The organism is Naasia sp., from assembly GCF_025465545.1.
Taxonomy (GTDB): Bacteria; Actinomycetota; Actinomycetes; order Actinomycetales; family Microbacteriaceae; genus Naasia.
In genome coordinates this window covers 1-16,621 of the sequence record NZ_JAODMK010000049.1, presented here as the reverse complement: position 1 = coordinate 16,621, position 16,621 = coordinate 1, and the positions used below count along the sequence as shown (strand labels likewise).

The window sequence follows — 16,621 nt, the reverse complement described above, 5'->3', positions numbered from 1 at the left end:
GCGCTCCCCTTTGGGATCGCTCGGGACTGGTCGGCCGTTGCCCCAGCGGTCAAGTACTGAGAAGGGGCGCCGCGGCGCCGCGCGCTCTGGTTCAGGCGGTGTGGGGGGCCGGGGAGGTGGACTGTTCCGTGGTCTCCGCCTCTGTCTTTGTGCCCTGGGCCGCTACTGCGGCGACTCCTGCTGCCGCGGCGGCCGGGTCGAGGTATTCGCCGTTCGGGGTGATCGGGCGGTAGTTCTCGTCCAGGCGATAGACCAGCGGGATGCCCGTCGGGAGGTTCAGCTCGGCGATGTCCTCGTCGCTGATGCCGTCCAGGTGCTTCACCAGGGCGCGCAGCGAGTTGCCGTGCGCGACCACGAGCACCGTGCGGCCCGCGCGCAGCTGCGGCTTGATCTCGATCTCCCAGTAGGGCAGCATCCGCGTGATCACGTCCGCGAGGGCCTCCGTCTTCGGCAGGTCCGGTCCGAGCTCGGCGTAGCGCGGGTCGTCCTTCTGCGAGTACTCGTTGTCGTCGCCGATCGGCGGCGGCGGCACGTCGAAGGAGCGGCGCCAGATCTGGAACTGCTCGGGGCCGTACTCGGCGAGGGTGGCCGCCTTGTCCTTGCCCTGCAGCTCGCCGTAGTGGCGCTCGTTGAGGCGCCAGGTGCGCTTCGTCTCGATCCAGAGGCGGTTCGCCTCGACGAGCGCGTAGTTCGCGGTCTGCATGGCGCGGGTGAGCAGCGAGGTGTACAGGATGTCCGGCTTGATGCCCGACTCGTGCAGCAGCCGCCCCGCCCGGATGCCCTCGTCGATCCCCTGCTGGGTGAGGCCCACATCGACCCAGCCGGTGAAGAGCCCCTTCTCGTTCCACTCGCTGTGACCATGGCGGAGGAGGACGAGCGTGTAGGGCGCTGGCATGTCCCCTACCTTAATAGCCATGCCGGAAGGGCGGATCACACGCGGGACCACCGGCACCAACCGGCTGCGCCGCGTCGACCGATGGATCGCGGCAGAGCCCGGCTTCCTGCGCCGCCCCGCGCCTCTCGTCGTCGACCTCGGCTATGGCGCTGCCCCATGGACCGCGGCGGAGCTGTTCGACCGGCTCCGCAGGGTGCGGCCCGCGACCCGGGTCATCGGCGTCGAGATCGCTCCGGAGCGCGTCGCCGCAGCGCAGCCCCACGCGCGGCCTGGGCTCGAGTTCGTGCGCGGCGGCTTCGAGGTGCCGGTTCCGGGCGGCGGCACCGCCGACGTGATCCGCGCGATGAACGTGCTGCGGCAGTACGGCGAAGAGGAGGTCGGCGACGCGTGGCGGCGGATGGCCGGCCGCCTCTCCCCCGGCGGGATGCTGGTCGACGGCACGAGCAACGAGATCGGCCGTGTCGCGAGCTGGGTCGCTGTGACGGGCGACGGTCCGCGGAGCCTGACGCTCTCGCTGCGCTTGGCGGGCCTCGAACATCCCGCGGTGGTCGCCGAACGACTGCCCAAGGTCCTCATCCACCGCAATGTGGCGGGCGAGCGGGTGCACGATCTCCTCAGCGACCTCGACCGGTTCTGGGCCCACACGGCCGCCTACGGCGAGTTCGGGCCGGTCCAGCGCTGGGCCGAGACGGTCCGCCGGCTCACCGAGGCCGGCTGGCCCGTGCTCACGCCGAGGAACCGGCTGAAGCTCGGCGAGCTCACGGTGCCATGGGAGGCGGTGGCTCCGCTCGGCTTCGCCTGGTAGCCCGAGGATCAGTCGGGGAGGGCGGGCAGCAGCGCCCGCGCATCGGCCTCATCGAATCCCGCCGCGGCGAGCAGATCGACGACGAGCGGCCGCAGCAGCAGGAGGACCATGCTCTCGGTGATGCCCGCCTCGGGCAGCGCCACCTCGGGGGCGAGGCGCCGCGCCAGCACCACGAGGCGGTCGCGGGCGCCCTCGCCGCTCGAGGGGTCGTCCACCGCCGCGGCGAGCACGGCGATCGCGCTCGACACCTCGCCGAGCAGCGCGGCGAGCTCCGGCCGCGGGCGGGCGTCCCGGACGAGGAAGTCGATGCGCCGGGCGATGATCCGCAGGTTGCGGCAGGCGAGGTCCATTCCGCGCAGCAGCCGTCGCTGTCCCTGCAGCGTGGCCCGGTGGCGGCGGAGGAACGGCGAGACGCGGGCGATCGCCACCGCCGAGTCGAGGGAGCCGGACCAGGCGTCGACGAGGGGCTGGGTTCGGCGGAGGGCCTCGAGGCTCCGCGACGCGAGAGGCTCGTCGGCGCTCCGGAGCGCGGCGGCGAGGTCGGCGGTCGCGTCCGTGCACGCGGCGAACACGCGGTGCGCCTCCCGAACCGCCTCGCGCATCGGGTCGCGAGGCACCAGCGCCGTGAAGAGCAGCGCGACGACCCCGCCGACCAGGCCGTCCAGCACCCGGCTGAACTCTCCTCCGCCCGCGACCGGGAACAGCGTGACCAGCGTGGCCTGCACGCCCGCCGCAGCCGCGAAGCCGGGGCTGGAGGACAGCACGCGGGCGGCGACGAGTGTGGCCGCGAGGACCAGGAACAGCTGCCACCAGCCGCGGCCGATTCCGAGGAGCAGCAGATCCGAGAGGAGGATCCCCAGAGTGATGCCCAGCGCGGTCTCCGCGACCCTGCTGGGGCGGGCGTCGCGTGCGAAGCCGAGCGCGGTGATGGCCACCGTCGAGGCGAAGATCGGGGTCGGGTGACCGAGGACGTACTTGGCGAGCACGTAGCCGACGGTGGCGGCGCCGGCGATCTGCAGGATCGCCGGAAGCGAGGCGCCCGCCCGGTCGAAAGCGACGCGCGCCCGCGCCCCGAACGCTGTCCAGTCCTGGCGCACGACCTCAGCGACGAGCGGCCGAGCCGAGGCGGGGAAGCTTCGGCAGGTCGGCGAGCGCCGGCCCCGCGTCGGCGGGCACGATGATCTCCTGCGCCGCGGCCAGGGCGACTCCGCCTGTGCGCACGACCAGCTGGGCGGTGGCGTTGAGATTGCGCTTCACGAGCGCGAGGGCGATCGGGCCGAGCTCGTGATGCAGCGCCGCCGACGTCACGGTGCCGACCACGGTGCCCGCCGCATCCTCGACTCGCGCGCCTGCGGCCACGGGCACACCCTCGGACCCGTCCAGGTTGAGCAGCACCAGGCGGCGCGGGGGCCGGCCCAGGTTGTGCACCTTCGCCACGGTCTCCTGCCCGCGGTAGCAGCCCTTGCCGAGGTGCACCGCGCTGCGCAGCCAGTCGAGCTCGTGCGGGATGCTCCGCTCATCCGTGTCTGCGCCGAGCCGCGGGCGCCAGGCCGCGATGCGCAGCGCCTCCACGGCGAGCGCTCCCGCGACAGCGATCTCCCCGGCCGCGGCCAGGGCGGAGACGGCCGGCAGCGCGTCGCGGTCGACCACCGTCTCGCTCCACGACCAGTCGGCGGCCGGGTGGCCGAGCTCCGGCGCATAGCCAGCGCCGCCGGGAACCACCCGCGCGGACCAGGGATCCTCCCAGCGGGCGCGGGCGGGAGCGCCGGGCACCGGATCGGAACCGAAGCGGCCGAGGACCGCCGTCGCTGCGGTGACGTCCGCCACCTCGACCCGGAGCATGAAGCGCATGCGGTCGAGGAACACCGCGAGCGGAGCGGCCTCGGCGCGTTCGACCACGATCCAGGCGGTGTGGCCGTCGTCGACCACACGCAGGTCGTGCTCGAGGCGCCCGTGCGGGTCGAGCAGCAGAGTCTCGGCGGAGTCGCCGGGCGCAAGGGTGGTCAGGCGCTGGCTGGTGAGCGAGTCGAGCCAGCTCAGCCGGTCCGGCCCGGTGACAGTGAGGACGCCGCGGGCCAGCTCAGCGATAGCGGTGCCCGACGCGAGCGCGCGCTGTTCCGCCAGCGGGCTGCCGTAGTGGCCGGGGACGCCCGCGTCGAGTCCGGTGCCCTCGACCGCGCCGGGGAGCTCGAGGAACGGCGAATCAGTCGACACGGCTCAACCGTCCCGATGCGTGATTGCGCAGCTCCTGCCCCAGGGCGGCGATGTCCCAGGCCCAGAGCAGGTCCCCCTCGACCAGTCCGTAAAGGCGCGTCGCGGCCGCGTACTCCTTGGCCCCGGCGGTGCGCATCACCGCATCGGTCGCCAGGTCGATGCGCGCGGAGCGGACCTGACCGAGGTAGAGCTCGTTGACCCCGGTGGGATGCACCAGGGACACCTGGATGTCGAAGCCCTCGGACTCGTTGCGGAGGGCCTCCACCGATTCGGCCGTGGGAAAGGGCCGGGGGCCGACGGCAGGCAGCATGCCGGGGCCCGGATCGCCGGCGGCCTGACCGCGCGCCAGGCGCCAGTAGCCGGCCTCCGCGACGAGCGGCTCACTGCCGAGCGAGCCGGTCTCGTCACCGCTCTCGAGCAGCCAGGTGTGCGATGAGTAGTTGAGGTAGGGCATGCCGTCATGGCTGAAGCTGACCCGCTGGCCGAACTCCTGGCGGACCTGCTCCTCCCCGATCGTGTACTCCACTACTCCTCGTCCCTCCCACACCCCGAGCAGCCAGGACAGCGGGACCAGCTCTGCGGGCAGTCCGATCGGCAGGTTGATCATAGGCGACACTCCTCCGACGCCTCCTTGCGGGACGCGGATTCGACGGCGGGAACTAGCGCTGGCCCCGGAACAGGTTGTAGAGGACGACCACCGAGACCCAGCCGATGGCGAGCGAGGCGAGCACGAGGAGTCCGAGGTAGAACATTTCGAGCGCCAGGAGCATGCCGAGAGTCTACCCTCGGCGCCCCTGGCGGGGCTCAGGGCAGCAGCACGCCCAGGAGCCAGGCGACCGCGCAGATGCCGAACGCGCCCAGTGCGGACGCCGTGAGGCGCTGGACGAAGCCCACCTTCTCGCCCGTGGCCAGCTGGATAGCGAAGCTCACGAGCATCGCTCCGGCGAGGACGAGCGGCCAGAGTCGCAGGCGCAGCGAGGGGTCTGCGGTCACCAGCACCACGACCGCGCCGATTGCGGCCGCTGCCCAGACCGCGACCACGCCCGGCCAGTGTCCCCTCACCCCGCCATTCTGCCTCAGAAGCCGGGGACGACGGCGGGGGCGGGGCCTGGTTTACTATGAGGCCGAGCAACTTGGAGGGTCCGTGGCGCAGCTGTTGATCCTCACGCCTGCCCCCGACACGGAAGTGCTGCCCGCGCTGGGCCTGCTCAGCCACAAGACGCGGCAGATCCTGGCGGAGCCGGCACAGCTCATCAGCGCTCCCCCGTGCGACGTGATCCTCGTCGACGCGAGGTACGACTTGGCCAGCGCCAAGTCCCTCTGCAAGATCCTGCACACGACCGGGATCACCGTGCCGCTCGTCCTGATCCTCACCGAAGGCGGCCTCACCGCCGTGTCCGCGGACTGGGGAGCCAACGACGTGGTCCTGGAGACGGCCGGCCCGGCGGAGGTGGATGCTCGCATCCGCCTCGTCATCGGCCGGATGGCTCAGGACCAGTCCGCCTCGAAGATCCAGACCTCCGGGGTGGTCATCGACGAGGCGAGCTACTCGGCGAAGGTGCAGGGCCGCCCGCTGGACCTCACCTTCAAGGAGTTCGAGCTGCTCCGCTTCTTCGCCACCCATCCCTCACGGGTGTTCACCCGCGAGCAGCTGCTCAGCGAGGTGTGGGGCTACGACTACTTCGGCGGCACCCGCACCGTCGATGTGCACGTGCGACGGCTGCGCGCCAAGCTCGGCGACCTCGAGTCACTCATCGGCACGGTGCGCAACGTCGGCTACCGCTTCAACGTCTACGAAGAGGACACCGAGCCGCACCTCTCCGCTGCGCGCTGACCCGGTTCGGCAGCGAGTTCCCGCGGGGTCCGCTCGCCGGTGCCACAATGAGGCGATGGACAGCGACACCTTCGTGCGTGATCCGTCGCCCGGCGCCGAGGTGCTCGACGACTTCGATTCCGCCCCACTTCTCGAGGACGAGTCGCTTCCCGTCGACCGCTACCTCGATCGCGAGCTGAGCTGGCTCTCGTTCAACCAGCGCGTGCTCGAGCTGGCGGAGGACCCCGCACTGCCGCTGCTCGAGCGGACGAACTTCCTCGCCATCTTCGCGAGCAACCTCGACGAGTTCTTCATGGTGCGGGTCGCCGGCCTCAAGCGGCGGATCGCCACCGGCATCGCCGTGCCGACGAACGTCGGGCGGGCCCCTCTCGACGTGCTCGCCGACATCAGCAGGATGGCCCACGAGCTGCAGGCCCGGCACGCGGCCGTGTTCCGCGAGCAGGTCAAGCCGGCACTCGACCATGCGGACATCCACGTGGAGACGTGGACCGACCTGGGCGACGAGGACCGCGACCGGGTGCACGAGCTCTTCTCGCAGCGCATCTTCCCGGTGCTGATGCCCCTCGCCGTCGACCCCGGCCACCCGTTCCCCTACATCTCCGGCCTCTCGCTGAACCTCTCGGTGCGGGTGCGCAACCCGAAGACCGAGAAGGTGGAGTTCGCCCGGGTCAAGGTGCCCTCCATGCTGCCGCGATTCGTGGCGCTGCCCGACGACGGCTCCGGCCGCGCCCGCTTCATCCCGCTCGAGGACCTCATCTCCAACCACCTCGGCGCCCTGTTCCCCGGGATGGAGATCCTCGAGCACCACGAGTTCCGGCTCACCCGCAACGAGGACGTCGAGATCGACGAGGACGAGTCCGAGAACCTCATCCAAGCCCTCGAGAAGGAGCTGCTGCGCCGCCGGTTCGGTCCCCCGATCCGGCTCGAGATCACCGACGACATGGACCCGGTGACCCTCGAGCTGCTGATCCGCGAGCTCGACATCACCGAGCAGGAGGTCTACCGCCTGCCTGCGCCGCTGGACCTCGGCGGCCTCTTCGAACTGACCAAGCTGGACCGGCCCGCGCTGAAGTTCCCGCCGCACCTGCCGACCACGGCCGTGCAGCTGCTGCCGACCGAGCCGAACCAGGCGCCGGACGTGTTCGCGTCGGTGTCGAAGGCCGACGTGCTGCTGCATCACCCGTACGAGTCGTTCGCCACCAGCGTGCAGTCGTTCGTGGAGCAGGCGGCCGCGGATCCTCAGGTGCTCGCGATCAAGCAGACCCTCTACCGCACCTCGGGTGACAGCCCGATCGTGGAGGCGCTGATCGATGCGGCGGAGTCGGGCAAGCAGGTGCTCGCGATCGTCGAGATCAAGGCCCGCTTCGACGAGCAGAACAACATCTCCTGGGCCCGCAAGCTGGAGAAGGCCGGCGTGCACGTCGTCTACGGCCTCGTCGGACTCAAGACGCACGCGAAGCTCGCGCTGGTGGTGCGGCAGGAGAAGAACGGCGACCTGGTGCACTACACGCACATCGGCACCGGCAACTACAACCCGAAGACCAGCCGCATCTACGAGGATCTCGGCCTGCTCACCGCGGACCCGCAGGTGGGCAAGGAGGTCACCCGGCTCTTCAACGAGCTGTCCGGCTATGCGATCGAGAAGAAGTTCAGCAGGCTCCTGGTCGCGCCGCGCTACCTGCGCAAGGGCCTGATCAAGCGCATCGAGGCCGAGACGGTCAACGCCCGGGAGGGCAAGCCAGCCCGGATCCAGATCAAGGTCAACTCCATGGTGGACGAGGCCGTCATCGACTCCCTCTACCGCGCGAGCCGGGCCGGCGTGCCGGTCGACATCTGGGTGCGCGGCATCTGCGCCATCCGCCCCGGCGTGCCCGGGCTCAGCGACACCATCACGGTGCGGTCGATCCTCGGGCGGTACCTGGAGCACTCCCGGATCTTCGCGTTCGCCAATGACGGCGATCCCGAGGTGTGGATCGGCAGCGCCGACATGATGCATCGCAACCTGGACCGCCGGATCGAAGTGCTCGTGCGACTCACCGACGCCCGGCACCGGCGCGAGATCGCCAAGCTGTTCGACCTCGCAATGGACGAGCGCACCTCCGCCTGGAGCCTCGACGGCGACGGAGTGTGGACACGGCACGCCCGGGCCAAGAACGGTGCGGCCCTGCAGGACCTGCAGAACGTGGTGATGCGCCAGGTGACGGCGCGCAGGCGGAGCCGGTGACGGCTGCCGATGCGGGAGCCGTCCTGGCGGCCGGAGCGGTCTGCTGGCGCGAGGGCAAGAAGGGCGTCCAGGTCCTGGTCATCCACCGGGGTCTCCGCGAGGACGTCAGCTTCCCGAAGGGGAAGATCGACGACGGCGAGACCATTGCCGAGGCGGCGGTGCGGGAGATCCGCGAGGAGACGGGCTTCGCCGTCACGCTCGGCGCTCCCCTCGGCACCACCGAATATCTGCTCCCCAACGGGCGCGACAAGCTGGTGCGCTACTGGGCTGCCGAGGTCGACCGTGACCAGCTCCGCCGGGGGAGGTTTCGGCCGAGCGACGAGGTGGACGAGATCCACTGGCTCTCGGTGGAGAAGGCGCGCACGCTCCTCACCTACGAGCGCGACACCGAGCTGCTCGACCGCTTCCAGGCGCTCGTCGACCGCAACCACCACCGCACCTTCGCGGCGATCGTGCTGAGGCACGCGAAGGCGGAGATCGACTCCGACGAGGGCGATACGGCCCGGCGCCTGACGTCCCGCGGCGCCACGCAGGCGGGCGCCATCGTCGGCGCACTCGCCGCATTCACTCCGGAATCGGTGCACAGCAGTCCCGCGCGCCGGTGCCTGGATACGGTGAAGCCGCTGACCAAGACGCTCGGACTCGAGATCAAGACCGCCGCCGCGCTCTCGCAGGCCGCCTGGGAGGGCGCGACCGGGGAGGACCCCCGCCCCGCGCTGGACCGGCTCGTGCACAAACGCATCGCCAAGGGACGCACGGCTGTCTTCTGCACTCACTCGCCGGTGCTGCCCGACCTGCTGGACGCGATAGTTGCGGAGGCCGGCGGCGAGCGCGACGGCCGCCTCACCCGGGCGGCGATCCTGACCACCGCCGAATTCACCGTGGTGCACATTGCACGGTCGGCGCAGAAGCCTCGCGTCGTCGCGATCGAGTCGCACGCGCCCCTCGTCTGACCCTCCCTCCCGTTCACCTCCCGTTCACCGGAGGGAACAACTCTCTTCACCACAGGCACCTACGGTCATCCCGAGCGTCCTCGGACGCTCTGACCTGCATTCACAACCGAAGGGAAACCCTTTGATCTCCAAGCGTTACGCGGGGCTGCTCGGTCTCGCCGTTGTCGGCACGCTCGCTCTCAGCTCGTGCGCCGCCAACGAAGCGCCTGCGGCCTCCGGAAACAGCGCCGGATCCGCCTCCACCCTGTCCGGCAATCTGACCGGCGCAGGCTCCTCCGCCCAGGGCAGCGCGCAGGAAGCCTGGATCGCGGCCTTCCAGACGGCCAACTCGGGCGTCACCATCGCCTACGACCCCACCGGCTCCGGAGCGGGGCGCGAGACGTTCATCGCCGGCGGATCCGACTGGGCCGGGAGCGACTCCGCGCTGAGCGACGAGGAGCTCGCGGGCACGTTCGCCTCGTGCGCCCCGGACAGCAAGGCGATCGACCTGCCGACCTACATCTCCCCCATCGCGGTGATCTTCAACGTCGAGGGAGTCGACCAGCTCAACCTCGACGCCGCCACGATCGCGTCCATCTTCAAGGGCGACATCACCAGGTGGAACGATAAGGCGATCGCCGCCCTGAACGACGGCGTGAACCTGCCGGACACCGCCATCACCGCCGTGCACCGCTCCGACGACTCGGGAACCACCAAGAACTTCACGGACTACCTCAACAAGGTCGCCCCCGAGGTGTGGGACCAGCCGGCCGCCGACCCCTTCCCCTACAAGACCGGTGAGGGCGCCCAGGGCACCTCCGGTGTCGTCGATGCCGTCACCAACGGCACCGGCACCATCGGCTACGCCGACGCGTCGAAGGCCGGCGACCTCGGCATCGCGAAGGTCAAGGTCGGCGACGAGTTCGTCGCCTTCACCCCCGAGGCCGCCGCCGCAGTGGTCGAGGAGTCGCCGCTCGTCGAGGGCCGCGGGGCCAACGACATCGCGGTGGCACTGGACCGCACCACCACGGACCCGTCCCACTACCCGCTCGTCCTGGTCAGCTACTCGATCGTCTGCGAGACCTACGCGGACCCGGCGCAGGCCGAGCTGGTGAAGTCGTACATCGGCTACATCACGAGCGCTGACGGCCAGTCCGAGGCGGCCTCATCCGCCGGTGCCGCTCCCCTCTCGGCGGACCTCGCCTCGCGCGTCGCCACCGCTCTGGAGTCCGTCTCCTGATCACGGTCGCGGGTCGGTTCGATCGAGCAGGCGTGCGAGGATGACTCGCATCGCATCTGCCCGGACGGATCGGCCCGCGACGCTGTGTTCCGCCCCCCAGTTCCAAGGAGATCCGCGACGATGACCGCGTCCACCGCTTCCGCCCCGGCCGCCAAGCAGCGGCCCGGCGACCGGATCTTCTCCGGCATCACGCTTGCGGCCGGGTCGCTCATCCTCGTCGTGCTGGCAGCGGTCGCGGTCTTCCTCGTCGCGGAGAGCCTTCCGGCACTGGATGCCGGTCCGGACGACACCAAGGGGGCAGACAACTTCTGGACCTACGTCGGCCCGCTGGTCTTCGGCACGCTCTGGGCCGCGGCGCTGGCACTCGTGATGGCCCTTCCCGTCGCCATCGGCATCGCGCTCTTCATCTCGCACTACGCACCCCGCCGCGTCGCCCAGCTGCTCGGCTACATCATCGACCTGCTTGCTGCCGTCCCGTCCGTCGTGTTCGGCCTCTGGGGCATCAAGGTCCTCGCGCCATCCGTGCAGCCGTTCTACACCTGGCTGAGCGAGAACCTGGGCTGGTTCCCCCTCTTCGCCGCCCCCGTCTCGGGCACGGGACGCACCATCCTCACCGTGGCCGTCGTGCTGGCGGTGATGATCCTCCCCATCATCACGGCGCTCTGCCGGGAGGTGTTCCTGCAGACTCCGCGCCTGCACGAGGAGGCGGCGCTCGCGCTCGGCGCCACCCGGTGGGAGATGATTCGCACCGCGGTGCTGCCGTTCGGACGCCCCGGCATCATCTCGGCCGCCATGCTGGGGCTCGGCCGGGCCCTGGGCGAGACGATGGCCGTGGCAATGGTGCTCTCCCCCAGCGTGGTGATCTCGTTCGTGCTGCTGCAGTCGACCAACCCCACGACGATCCCCGCCAACATCGCCCTCAACTTCCCGGAGGCGAGTGGCAAGTTCCTCTCGGTGCTCATCGCGACCGGCCTCATCCTCTTCGTGATCAGCTTCGCGGTGAACGCGGTGGCGCGCATCGTGATCAACCGCCGCAAAGCCTTCTCGGGGGCCAACTGATGACCGCCGTCGCTCAGCAGGGGTCCGGCATCACCGCCGGGCGGCTCCCGCGCTTCTCCGCCGCCGTCCTGCTGATCTTCAGCTGGCTCGTCATGGCGGGACTGTTCCTCATCCTCCTCGCCGCCGGGACGATGGACGAGTTCAGCGTCGTGGGCACCATCTTCTTCGGAAGCGTCCTGTACGCGGTGCTGATCTTCGCCATCTCCTCCCTCGTCGAGGGAAGCCGCAAGGCGAAGGACCGGCTGGCCACGGCGCTCGTCACGGCCGCATTCACCCTCGCTCTCCTGCCGCTCATCTCCCTCGTGTGGACCACGGTCTCGAGCGGCATCGGCCGATTCGATCCCCAGTTCTTCAGCTTCTCGATGCGCAACATCGTCGGCGAGGGCGGCGGCGCCCTGCACGCCATCGTCGGAACGCTCATCGTCACCGGCCTGGCGACCCTGATGTCGGTCCCGATCGGGCTGTTCACCGCGCTCTACCTCACCGAGTACGGTCGCGGGCATCTCGCCCGGGCCATCACCTTCCTCATCGACGTGATGACGGGCATCCCCTCGATCGTCGCCGGCCTGTTCGCCTACGCCCTGTTCTCGCTCCTGTTCAACGACCCGGGCATCCGGTTCGGCTTCGGCGGCGCTGTCGCTCTGTCCGTGCTGATGATTCCGGTCGTCGTGCGCTCGAGCGAGGAGATGCTCAAGCTCGTCCCCAACGAGCTGCGGGAGGCGTCCTACGCGCTGGGCGTTCCGAAGTGGTTGACCATCGTGAAGGTGGTTCTGCCGACCTCCATCGCCGGGATCATCACGGGCGTGATGCTCTCCATCTCACGCGTCATCGGCGAGACCGCACCCCTGCTCCTGATCGCCGGCTTCGCTACGAGCATGAACTACGATCCCTTCCGCGAGCGGATGATGACCCTTCCGGTCTTCGTCTACACCCAGTACTCGAATCCGGGCACCGATGTCGGTGCGTACCTCGACCGGGCCTGGGCAGGCGCGCTCACCCTCATCGTCATCGTCATGGCGCTCAACCTCGTCGCGCGCCTCATCGCGAAGTTCTTCGCGCCCAAGATCGCCCGCTGAGCCCAGCGACTCCAGAAATCAGAGGAACCGTGTCCAAGCGCATCGTCATCAAGGACCTGAACGTCTACTACAGCGCCTTCAAAGCGGTGGAGGACGTGAATCTCACCATCGAGCCGCGGACCGTGACCGCCTTCATCGGTCCGAGCGGCTGCGGCAAGTCCACCTTCCTCCGCACCCTCAACCGGATGCACGAGGTGATCCCGGGAGCACGGGTCGAGGGCGAGGTGCTCGTCGACGGCAACAACCTGTACGGGCCGGGCGTCGATCCTGTGCTCGTTCGCCGCCAGGTGGGGATGGTCTTCCAGCGCCCCAACCCCTTCCCCACCATGTCGATCAGAGACAACGTCCTGGCCGGTGTGAAGCTGAACAACCGGCGGATCAGCAAGAGCGACGCCGACGAGCTCACCGAGCGCTCGCTCCGCGGCGCGAACCTCTGGAACGAGGTGAAGGACCGGCTCAACTCGCCCGGGTCCGGGCTGTCCGGCGGTCAGCAGCAGCGCCTCTGCATCGCGCGGGCCATCGCCGTTCAGCCGGACGTCGTGCTGATGGATGAGCCTTGCTCGGCGCTCGACCCGATCTCGACCCTGGCCATCGAAGACCTGATCGAAGAGCTCAAGCAGGACTACACGATCGTGATCGTGACCCACAACATGCAGCAGGCGAGCCGCGTCTCGGATCGCACCGCGTTCTTCAACATCGCCGGCTCCGGGAAGCCGGGCAGGCTGATCGAGTACAACGACACGGCCACCATCTTCTCCAAGCCGAGCGTGCAGGCGACCGAGGACTACGTGTCGGGCCGCTTCGGCTGATCGGCGGATCGGTCAGGCGCCGCCCATCATCAGGCCCTCGATGTCGTGCTTCTGGGTGATGGGCGTGAGCTCCTCGACCACCGGGCAGACCAGGTGGTCCCGCACCCGCTGTGGCAGCGAGTCGAAGAAGGTGCGGGTGACCGCCATGTCGTGGTGGTCGGCGTTCCCCGCCCCGGGTGCGTCCATGCCGAGGACGAGCACCGGACGCGGCTGGGACGAGTGGTTCTGCGTGCCGCGGTGGATGGTGAGCGCTGAGCGGACCGCGATGTCGCCCATGCTCGGGTACTTGCGGACCGCCCGCTCCAGGTAGCGGGGGTAGAACTCCTTCGGCGGGAACATCCCGTGATCGAACTCCGGCGAATCGTCCCACTGGGTGCCGTGCGCGATCTCGAACGGCCCCATCTCCTCCACGGTGTCGACCGCGGTGAGGTTGAAGGCGAGCGAGGTGAGCCGCTTGCCGGTGCGGGTCTCCTCGGGCATCCGGAAGTCACGGTGCCACGGCTGGTTCTTCGCCCCCGGGAAGGGGATGTCGAAGCCGAGCTCGACGATCTGGTAGTCGGGCCCGAGCACGGCCTCACTCACCTCGCGCACCCACGGGTGGTCGACGAGGTCGAGCCAGCCGCGCAGCTGCTCGGGGTGGATCTCGACGTAGTAGCGGCGGGGTCCGCGGCCCATGGCGCCGCCCTTCCGAGAGAGCGCCTCGTGAAAGGCGACGTAGACGTCCTCCGCCATGTCGGTCGCCCACTCGCGGGAGAAGGCGCCCTTCTTGCCGATCGTGCCCTCCGTGTAGAGGGCGCGGACGGCGTCAGCGACCTCGGTCGAGACACCGTCGGGAACCGGCGGCCGGTCGGGTCCGCCGAGGCTTATTTCGTCGAGGCCGCTTCTGGTGTCGGTCATCGCCGTCCTTCCAGCACGAAGAGGGGTACCGAAAGCGTAACTTCGCCCCCTGTGCGGCGCGCCAGAGCCGCGGCCAAACGGGGGCGCCGGGTCAGGCGGCGGAGGAGGGAAGCAGCACCATGGCGGGCGTCGTCGGCTGCGTCGAGCCGCCGTCCGGCTCGATCGTCATCGCGATGTGGTCGCCCTCGACGTAGGTGCCCTCGAGCATGGCGTAGTTGCGGTTCCCCTCCGGCTCCATCAGGCCTGCCGGGTTTGCGTCGCCGGACTGGTCGAGGTACCAGAGCTGGAACGTCTTGTGCTCGGGAAGCAGCTGGTCGGCGTCGTTCAGCACCACGGCGGACATGCCGAGCTCCGCCGAGGCCACCACGACGGCGGTCCCGCCATCGGGCAGCTCGGTGACCTCCCGGACCAGGTCGGGGGCCGCGTTCAGGGCGGCGAACCGGTCGGCGGTGCGCTCACCGGAGACTGCGGTGAGCACGCCGCCGAGGAGCGTTCCGCCGACGAAGAGCACGACCGCGGCGGCCGCCGCGGAGAGCACCAGGAGGGCGCGAGGACGCGTCCTCTCGGCGCTGCGGCGTTCACGCCGCTCGTCGAGGGATGCGGCGACAACCGGGGCGGCGTCCTCGTCGTCGGCGCTGTGCGCGGGCTCGCCGGTGGAGGCCGGGAGCTGGGGGGTGGAGTCGAGCAGAGCGAGCAGGTCCGCCTTCATCTCCGGGCGCGGCTCCACCGGCGGCGCAGTCGACGCCAGCAGGGCCGCGGTCTCGGTGAACCCGGCGACCTCGGCGCGGAGCTCCTCGCTCTCGGCGAGGGCCTTCTCGAAGTCCGCCGCCTCACGCTCGGTCATCGCGCCCAGCGAGTAGGCGCCGGAGGACGCAGCGCGGTCGAACGCGTGGTTCACGAGGTCACCCCCATCGCATCGCGCAGACGGATCATGCCGTCACGGAGACGGGTCTTGATGGTGCCGAGCGGCACGCCCAGCTTTGCGGAGATCTCGGTCTGGGTGAAGCCCTCGTAGTAGGCCAGGGTGATCGCCTGGCGCTGCAACTCGGTCAGCTGCTGCATGGCTCTCATCACCCGCTCGTTCTCCAGTCGGATCTCCGCTCGTTCGGAGACGTCGTCGTAGTCGCGGTGGAAATCCCGCACGCCGATCCGGAGGTCCCTGTCTCGCCCCGCCTGCGATGACCGGATCCGATCGATCGCCCGGCGATGAGCCATCGTGAGGATCCACGTCGTCGCTTGACCTTTGTTCGGTTCAAACCGCGATGCGGTTTGCCATATCTCGAGAAAAACTTCCTGGCAAACCTCTTCGGACTGCGCGGGATCGATGAGGATCCGGCGGATCAGCCCGAGGACGCGGGCCGCCGTGCGGTCGTAGACGACGGCGAACGCCGCCTTGTCCCCTCGGGCCACGCGCGCGAGGAAGTCCTCGGTGGATACCGTCTCCACCGCGGGCGCCTCCTCGAGGGCTGCTGACTCGTCCTGCACAGCTCCAGCATCGCGCATCGCGCCGCCGATCCCCGGCATCTCGTCGCTCAGGTTGGTGCCGGACCGCAGTTAACGCCTCTCGGCGCGGAGCCGCTCGTAGCGGCGAATTTTGGAGCCCGGGGTTACTGCGGCCCGGCCGAACTAGTCTAAGCCACCGCTTCGCCACAACTTGGAGGAGGCACTCAGGTCGGCGCCGATGCCGGTGAGTCGCGCGGCACGGGTGGTGAGCTCGGTCGCCCGGCCAGGCTCGGTGGCCTCCGCGTCGTCGGCGATGCTCGCGCACCCGCTCGCGACGATCCGGCAGAACGCGGCCGCTCGGTCGAGCGCGATGGCGAGGTCACCGGTGAAGACACCGCGGAGGATCTGGTCGGCGAGCTCCTGAACCTCGTCCGGCCCGGCCGGCTCGGGCGCCCCGGCGACGACCGGATCGATGGTGCGCACCGTCTGGAAGCCGCGCTGATAGAACAGGCTGATCGAGGCAGCGTCGCCGCGGATCATCGTGCGGATCAGGTAGATCCGCCAGAGCGCGCCGGGCAGGCTGCGCGGGGTCGCCCGAGACCACAGCTCCGCGATCGCGTCGATCCCGTGCTCGTCGGTGAAGGTCACCAGGCGCTCGACGACCTCGGGGTCGTCCTGCTCGCGGACCCGCGCGATGACGGCCGCGGCGGTCTCGTGGGCGAGCCGACTGACGGCAGCCGGATCCTCGCCGCCCTGGATCTCCTCGAACTGGTATCCGGCGAATTTCACGGGCTTGGAGAACCGTTCCGTCATCCGTTCAGCCTACGCGCGGTCCCCAGCGAGCTCCGGGAGAACGCCGGTATCCTGGGACTACCGGCCAAACGGGGAGGAGTCGAACCGATGAAGATCCTGCTCGGCATCGCCGTGGTGGTCGCCGTTCTCCTGCTTCTGGCGGGCGCGCTGGTGAAGGCGGCGGCGGCGCTCCTCTGGGTCGGCCTCGTGCTGCTCGTCCTGGCGGCGCTGGCCATCCTCCTGCGCGTGGTCACCGGCCGCAGCGTCTGACCCCGCCTCCGTCGCGTTCCGGCCCGGGTGCCGGGCGCTACATTTGTCGGGCGGGCCTCTAGCTCAGTCGGTAGAGCAGCGGACTTTTAATCCGCGGGTCGTGGGTTCGAGCCCCACGGGGCCCACCAGGT

18 protein-coding genes and 1 tRNA gene are annotated in these 16,621 nt (G+C 69.9%); 10 read left to right on the top strand and 9 right to left on the bottom strand.

Annotation, left to right across the window (positions count from 1 at the left end):
- Nucleotides 1-91 precede the first annotated feature (91 nt).
- On the bottom strand, nt 92-895 hold the full coding sequence (locus JWR33_RS12770; RefSeq protein WP_297412299.1) for a phosphoglyceromutase: 804 nt from the start codon (nt 893-895) through the stop codon (nt 92-94).
- A 19-nt stretch (nt 896-914) separates the two neighbouring features.
- Here JWR33_RS12770 and JWR33_RS12765 point away from each other — a divergent pair, with 19 nt between their 5' ends.
- Nucleotides 915-1,700, top strand: a complete 786-nt coding sequence (locus JWR33_RS12765) for a class I SAM-dependent methyltransferase (RefSeq protein ID WP_297412298.1) — start codon at nt 915-917, stop codon at nt 1,698-1,700.
- A gap of 8 nt (nt 1,701-1,708) precedes the next feature.
- On the opposite strand, the gene JWR33_RS12760 is transcribed toward JWR33_RS12765, so the two are convergent.
- From JWR33_RS12760 to JWR33_RS12745, 4 genes are all read right to left on the bottom strand, one after another.
- Entirely contained in the window at nt 1,709-2,797 is a 1,089-nt protein-coding gene (locus JWR33_RS12760; RefSeq protein WP_297412297.1) for an FUSC family protein, read from the bottom strand.
- A 4-nt stretch (nt 2,798-2,801) separates the two neighbouring features.
- Nucleotides 2,802-3,914, bottom strand: a complete 1,113-nt coding sequence (locus JWR33_RS12755) for a glycine cleavage T C-terminal barrel domain-containing protein (RefSeq protein WP_297412296.1) — start codon at nt 3,912-3,914, stop codon at nt 2,802-2,804.
- A complete protein-coding gene (locus JWR33_RS12750; RefSeq protein ID WP_297412295.1) occupies nt 3,904-4,521 on the bottom strand; it encodes an FABP family protein in 618 nt (205 codons plus the stop codon). The genes JWR33_RS12755 and JWR33_RS12750 overlap by 11 nt, the downstream gene beginning before the upstream one ends.
- A gap of 197 nt (nt 4,522-4,718) precedes the next feature.
- The gene (locus tag JWR33_RS12745) at nt 4,719-4,976 is read right to left on the bottom strand and encodes a hypothetical protein (RefSeq protein WP_297412294.1); all 258 of its coding nucleotides are present in this window, start codon (nt 4,974-4,976) and stop codon (nt 4,719-4,721) included.
- Nucleotides 4,977-5,058: 82 nt separating this feature from the next.
- Between JWR33_RS12745 and JWR33_RS12740 the strand changes: the two genes are divergently transcribed.
- From JWR33_RS12740 to pstB, 7 genes are all read left to right on the top strand, one after another.
- Entirely contained in the window at nt 5,059-5,748 is a 690-nt protein-coding gene (locus JWR33_RS12740) for a response regulator transcription factor (RefSeq protein WP_297412293.1), read from the top strand.
- Nucleotides 5,749-5,803: 55 nt separating this feature from the next.
- Nucleotides 5,804-7,972, top strand: coding sequence for an RNA degradosome polyphosphate kinase (locus JWR33_RS12735; protein ID WP_297412292.1), 2,169 nt, complete (start codon nt 5,804-5,806; stop codon nt 7,970-7,972).
- Nucleotides 7,969-8,925 (top strand): NUDIX hydrolase, encoded by a 957-nt coding sequence (locus JWR33_RS12730; RefSeq protein ID WP_297412291.1) that lies wholly within the window; start codon nt 7,969-7,971, stop codon nt 8,923-8,925. Before JWR33_RS12735 ends, JWR33_RS12730 begins: the two co-directional genes overlap by 4 nt.
- Nucleotides 8,926-9,046: 121 nt before the next feature.
- Nucleotides 9,047-10,144: a phosphate ABC transporter substrate-binding protein PstS gene (gene pstS / locus JWR33_RS12725; RefSeq protein ID WP_297412290.1), complete on the top strand. Its 1,098-nt coding sequence runs from the start codon at nt 9,047-9,049 to the stop codon at nt 10,142-10,144.
- A 120-nt stretch (nt 10,145-10,264) separates the two neighbouring features.
- Nucleotides 10,265-11,203 carry a phosphate ABC transporter permease subunit PstC gene (gene pstC / locus JWR33_RS12720; RefSeq protein ID WP_297412289.1) on the top strand — a complete coding sequence of 313 codons (939 nt, stop codon included), beginning with the start codon at nt 10,265-10,267 and terminating at the stop codon, nt 11,201-11,203.
- A complete protein-coding gene (gene pstA / locus JWR33_RS12715) occupies nt 11,203-12,279 on the top strand; it encodes a phosphate ABC transporter permease PstA (protein ID WP_297412288.1) in 1,077 nt (358 codons plus the stop codon). The genes pstC and pstA overlap by 1 nt, the downstream gene beginning before the upstream one ends.
- Before the next feature lie 29 nt (nt 12,280-12,308).
- On the top strand, nt 12,309-13,088 hold the full coding sequence (pstB, locus tag JWR33_RS12710; RefSeq protein WP_297412287.1) for a phosphate ABC transporter ATP-binding protein PstB: 780 nt from the start codon (nt 12,309-12,311) through the stop codon (nt 13,086-13,088).
- A gap of 12 nt (nt 13,089-13,100) precedes the next feature.
- On the opposite strand, the gene JWR33_RS12705 is transcribed toward pstB, so the two are convergent.
- The 4 genes from JWR33_RS12705 to JWR33_RS12690 form a co-directional block, all read right to left on the bottom strand.
- Nucleotides 13,101-13,985: a phytanoyl-CoA dioxygenase family protein gene (locus JWR33_RS12705; RefSeq protein ID WP_297412286.1), complete on the bottom strand. Its 885-nt coding sequence runs from the start codon at nt 13,983-13,985 to the stop codon at nt 13,101-13,103.
- 91 nt (nt 13,986-14,076) lie between these two features.
- Entirely contained in the window at nt 14,077-14,883 is an 807-nt protein-coding gene (locus JWR33_RS12700) for an anti-sigma factor (protein ID WP_297412285.1), read from the bottom strand.
- Nucleotides 14,880-15,470, bottom strand: a complete 591-nt coding sequence (gene sigK / locus JWR33_RS12695) for an ECF RNA polymerase sigma factor SigK (RefSeq protein WP_297412284.1) — start codon at nt 15,468-15,470, stop codon at nt 14,880-14,882. The genes JWR33_RS12700 and sigK overlap by 4 nt, the downstream gene beginning before the upstream one ends.
- Nucleotides 15,471-15,611: 141 nt before the next feature.
- Nucleotides 15,612-16,241, bottom strand: coding sequence for a DNA-directed RNA polymerase subunit beta (locus tag JWR33_RS12690; protein WP_297412283.1), 630 nt, complete (start codon nt 16,239-16,241; stop codon nt 15,612-15,614).
- A gap of 87 nt (nt 16,242-16,328) precedes the next feature.
- Between JWR33_RS12690 and JWR33_RS12685 the strand changes: the two genes are divergently transcribed.
- On the top strand, nt 16,329-16,490 hold the full coding sequence (locus JWR33_RS12685) for a hypothetical protein (protein WP_297412282.1): 162 nt from the start codon (nt 16,329-16,331) through the stop codon (nt 16,488-16,490).
- A 52-nt stretch (nt 16,491-16,542) separates the two neighbouring features.
- Nucleotides 16,543-16,618: transfer RNA gene (locus tag JWR33_RS12680), tRNA-Lys, on the top strand.
- Nucleotides 16,619-16,621: the final 3 nt, after the last annotated feature.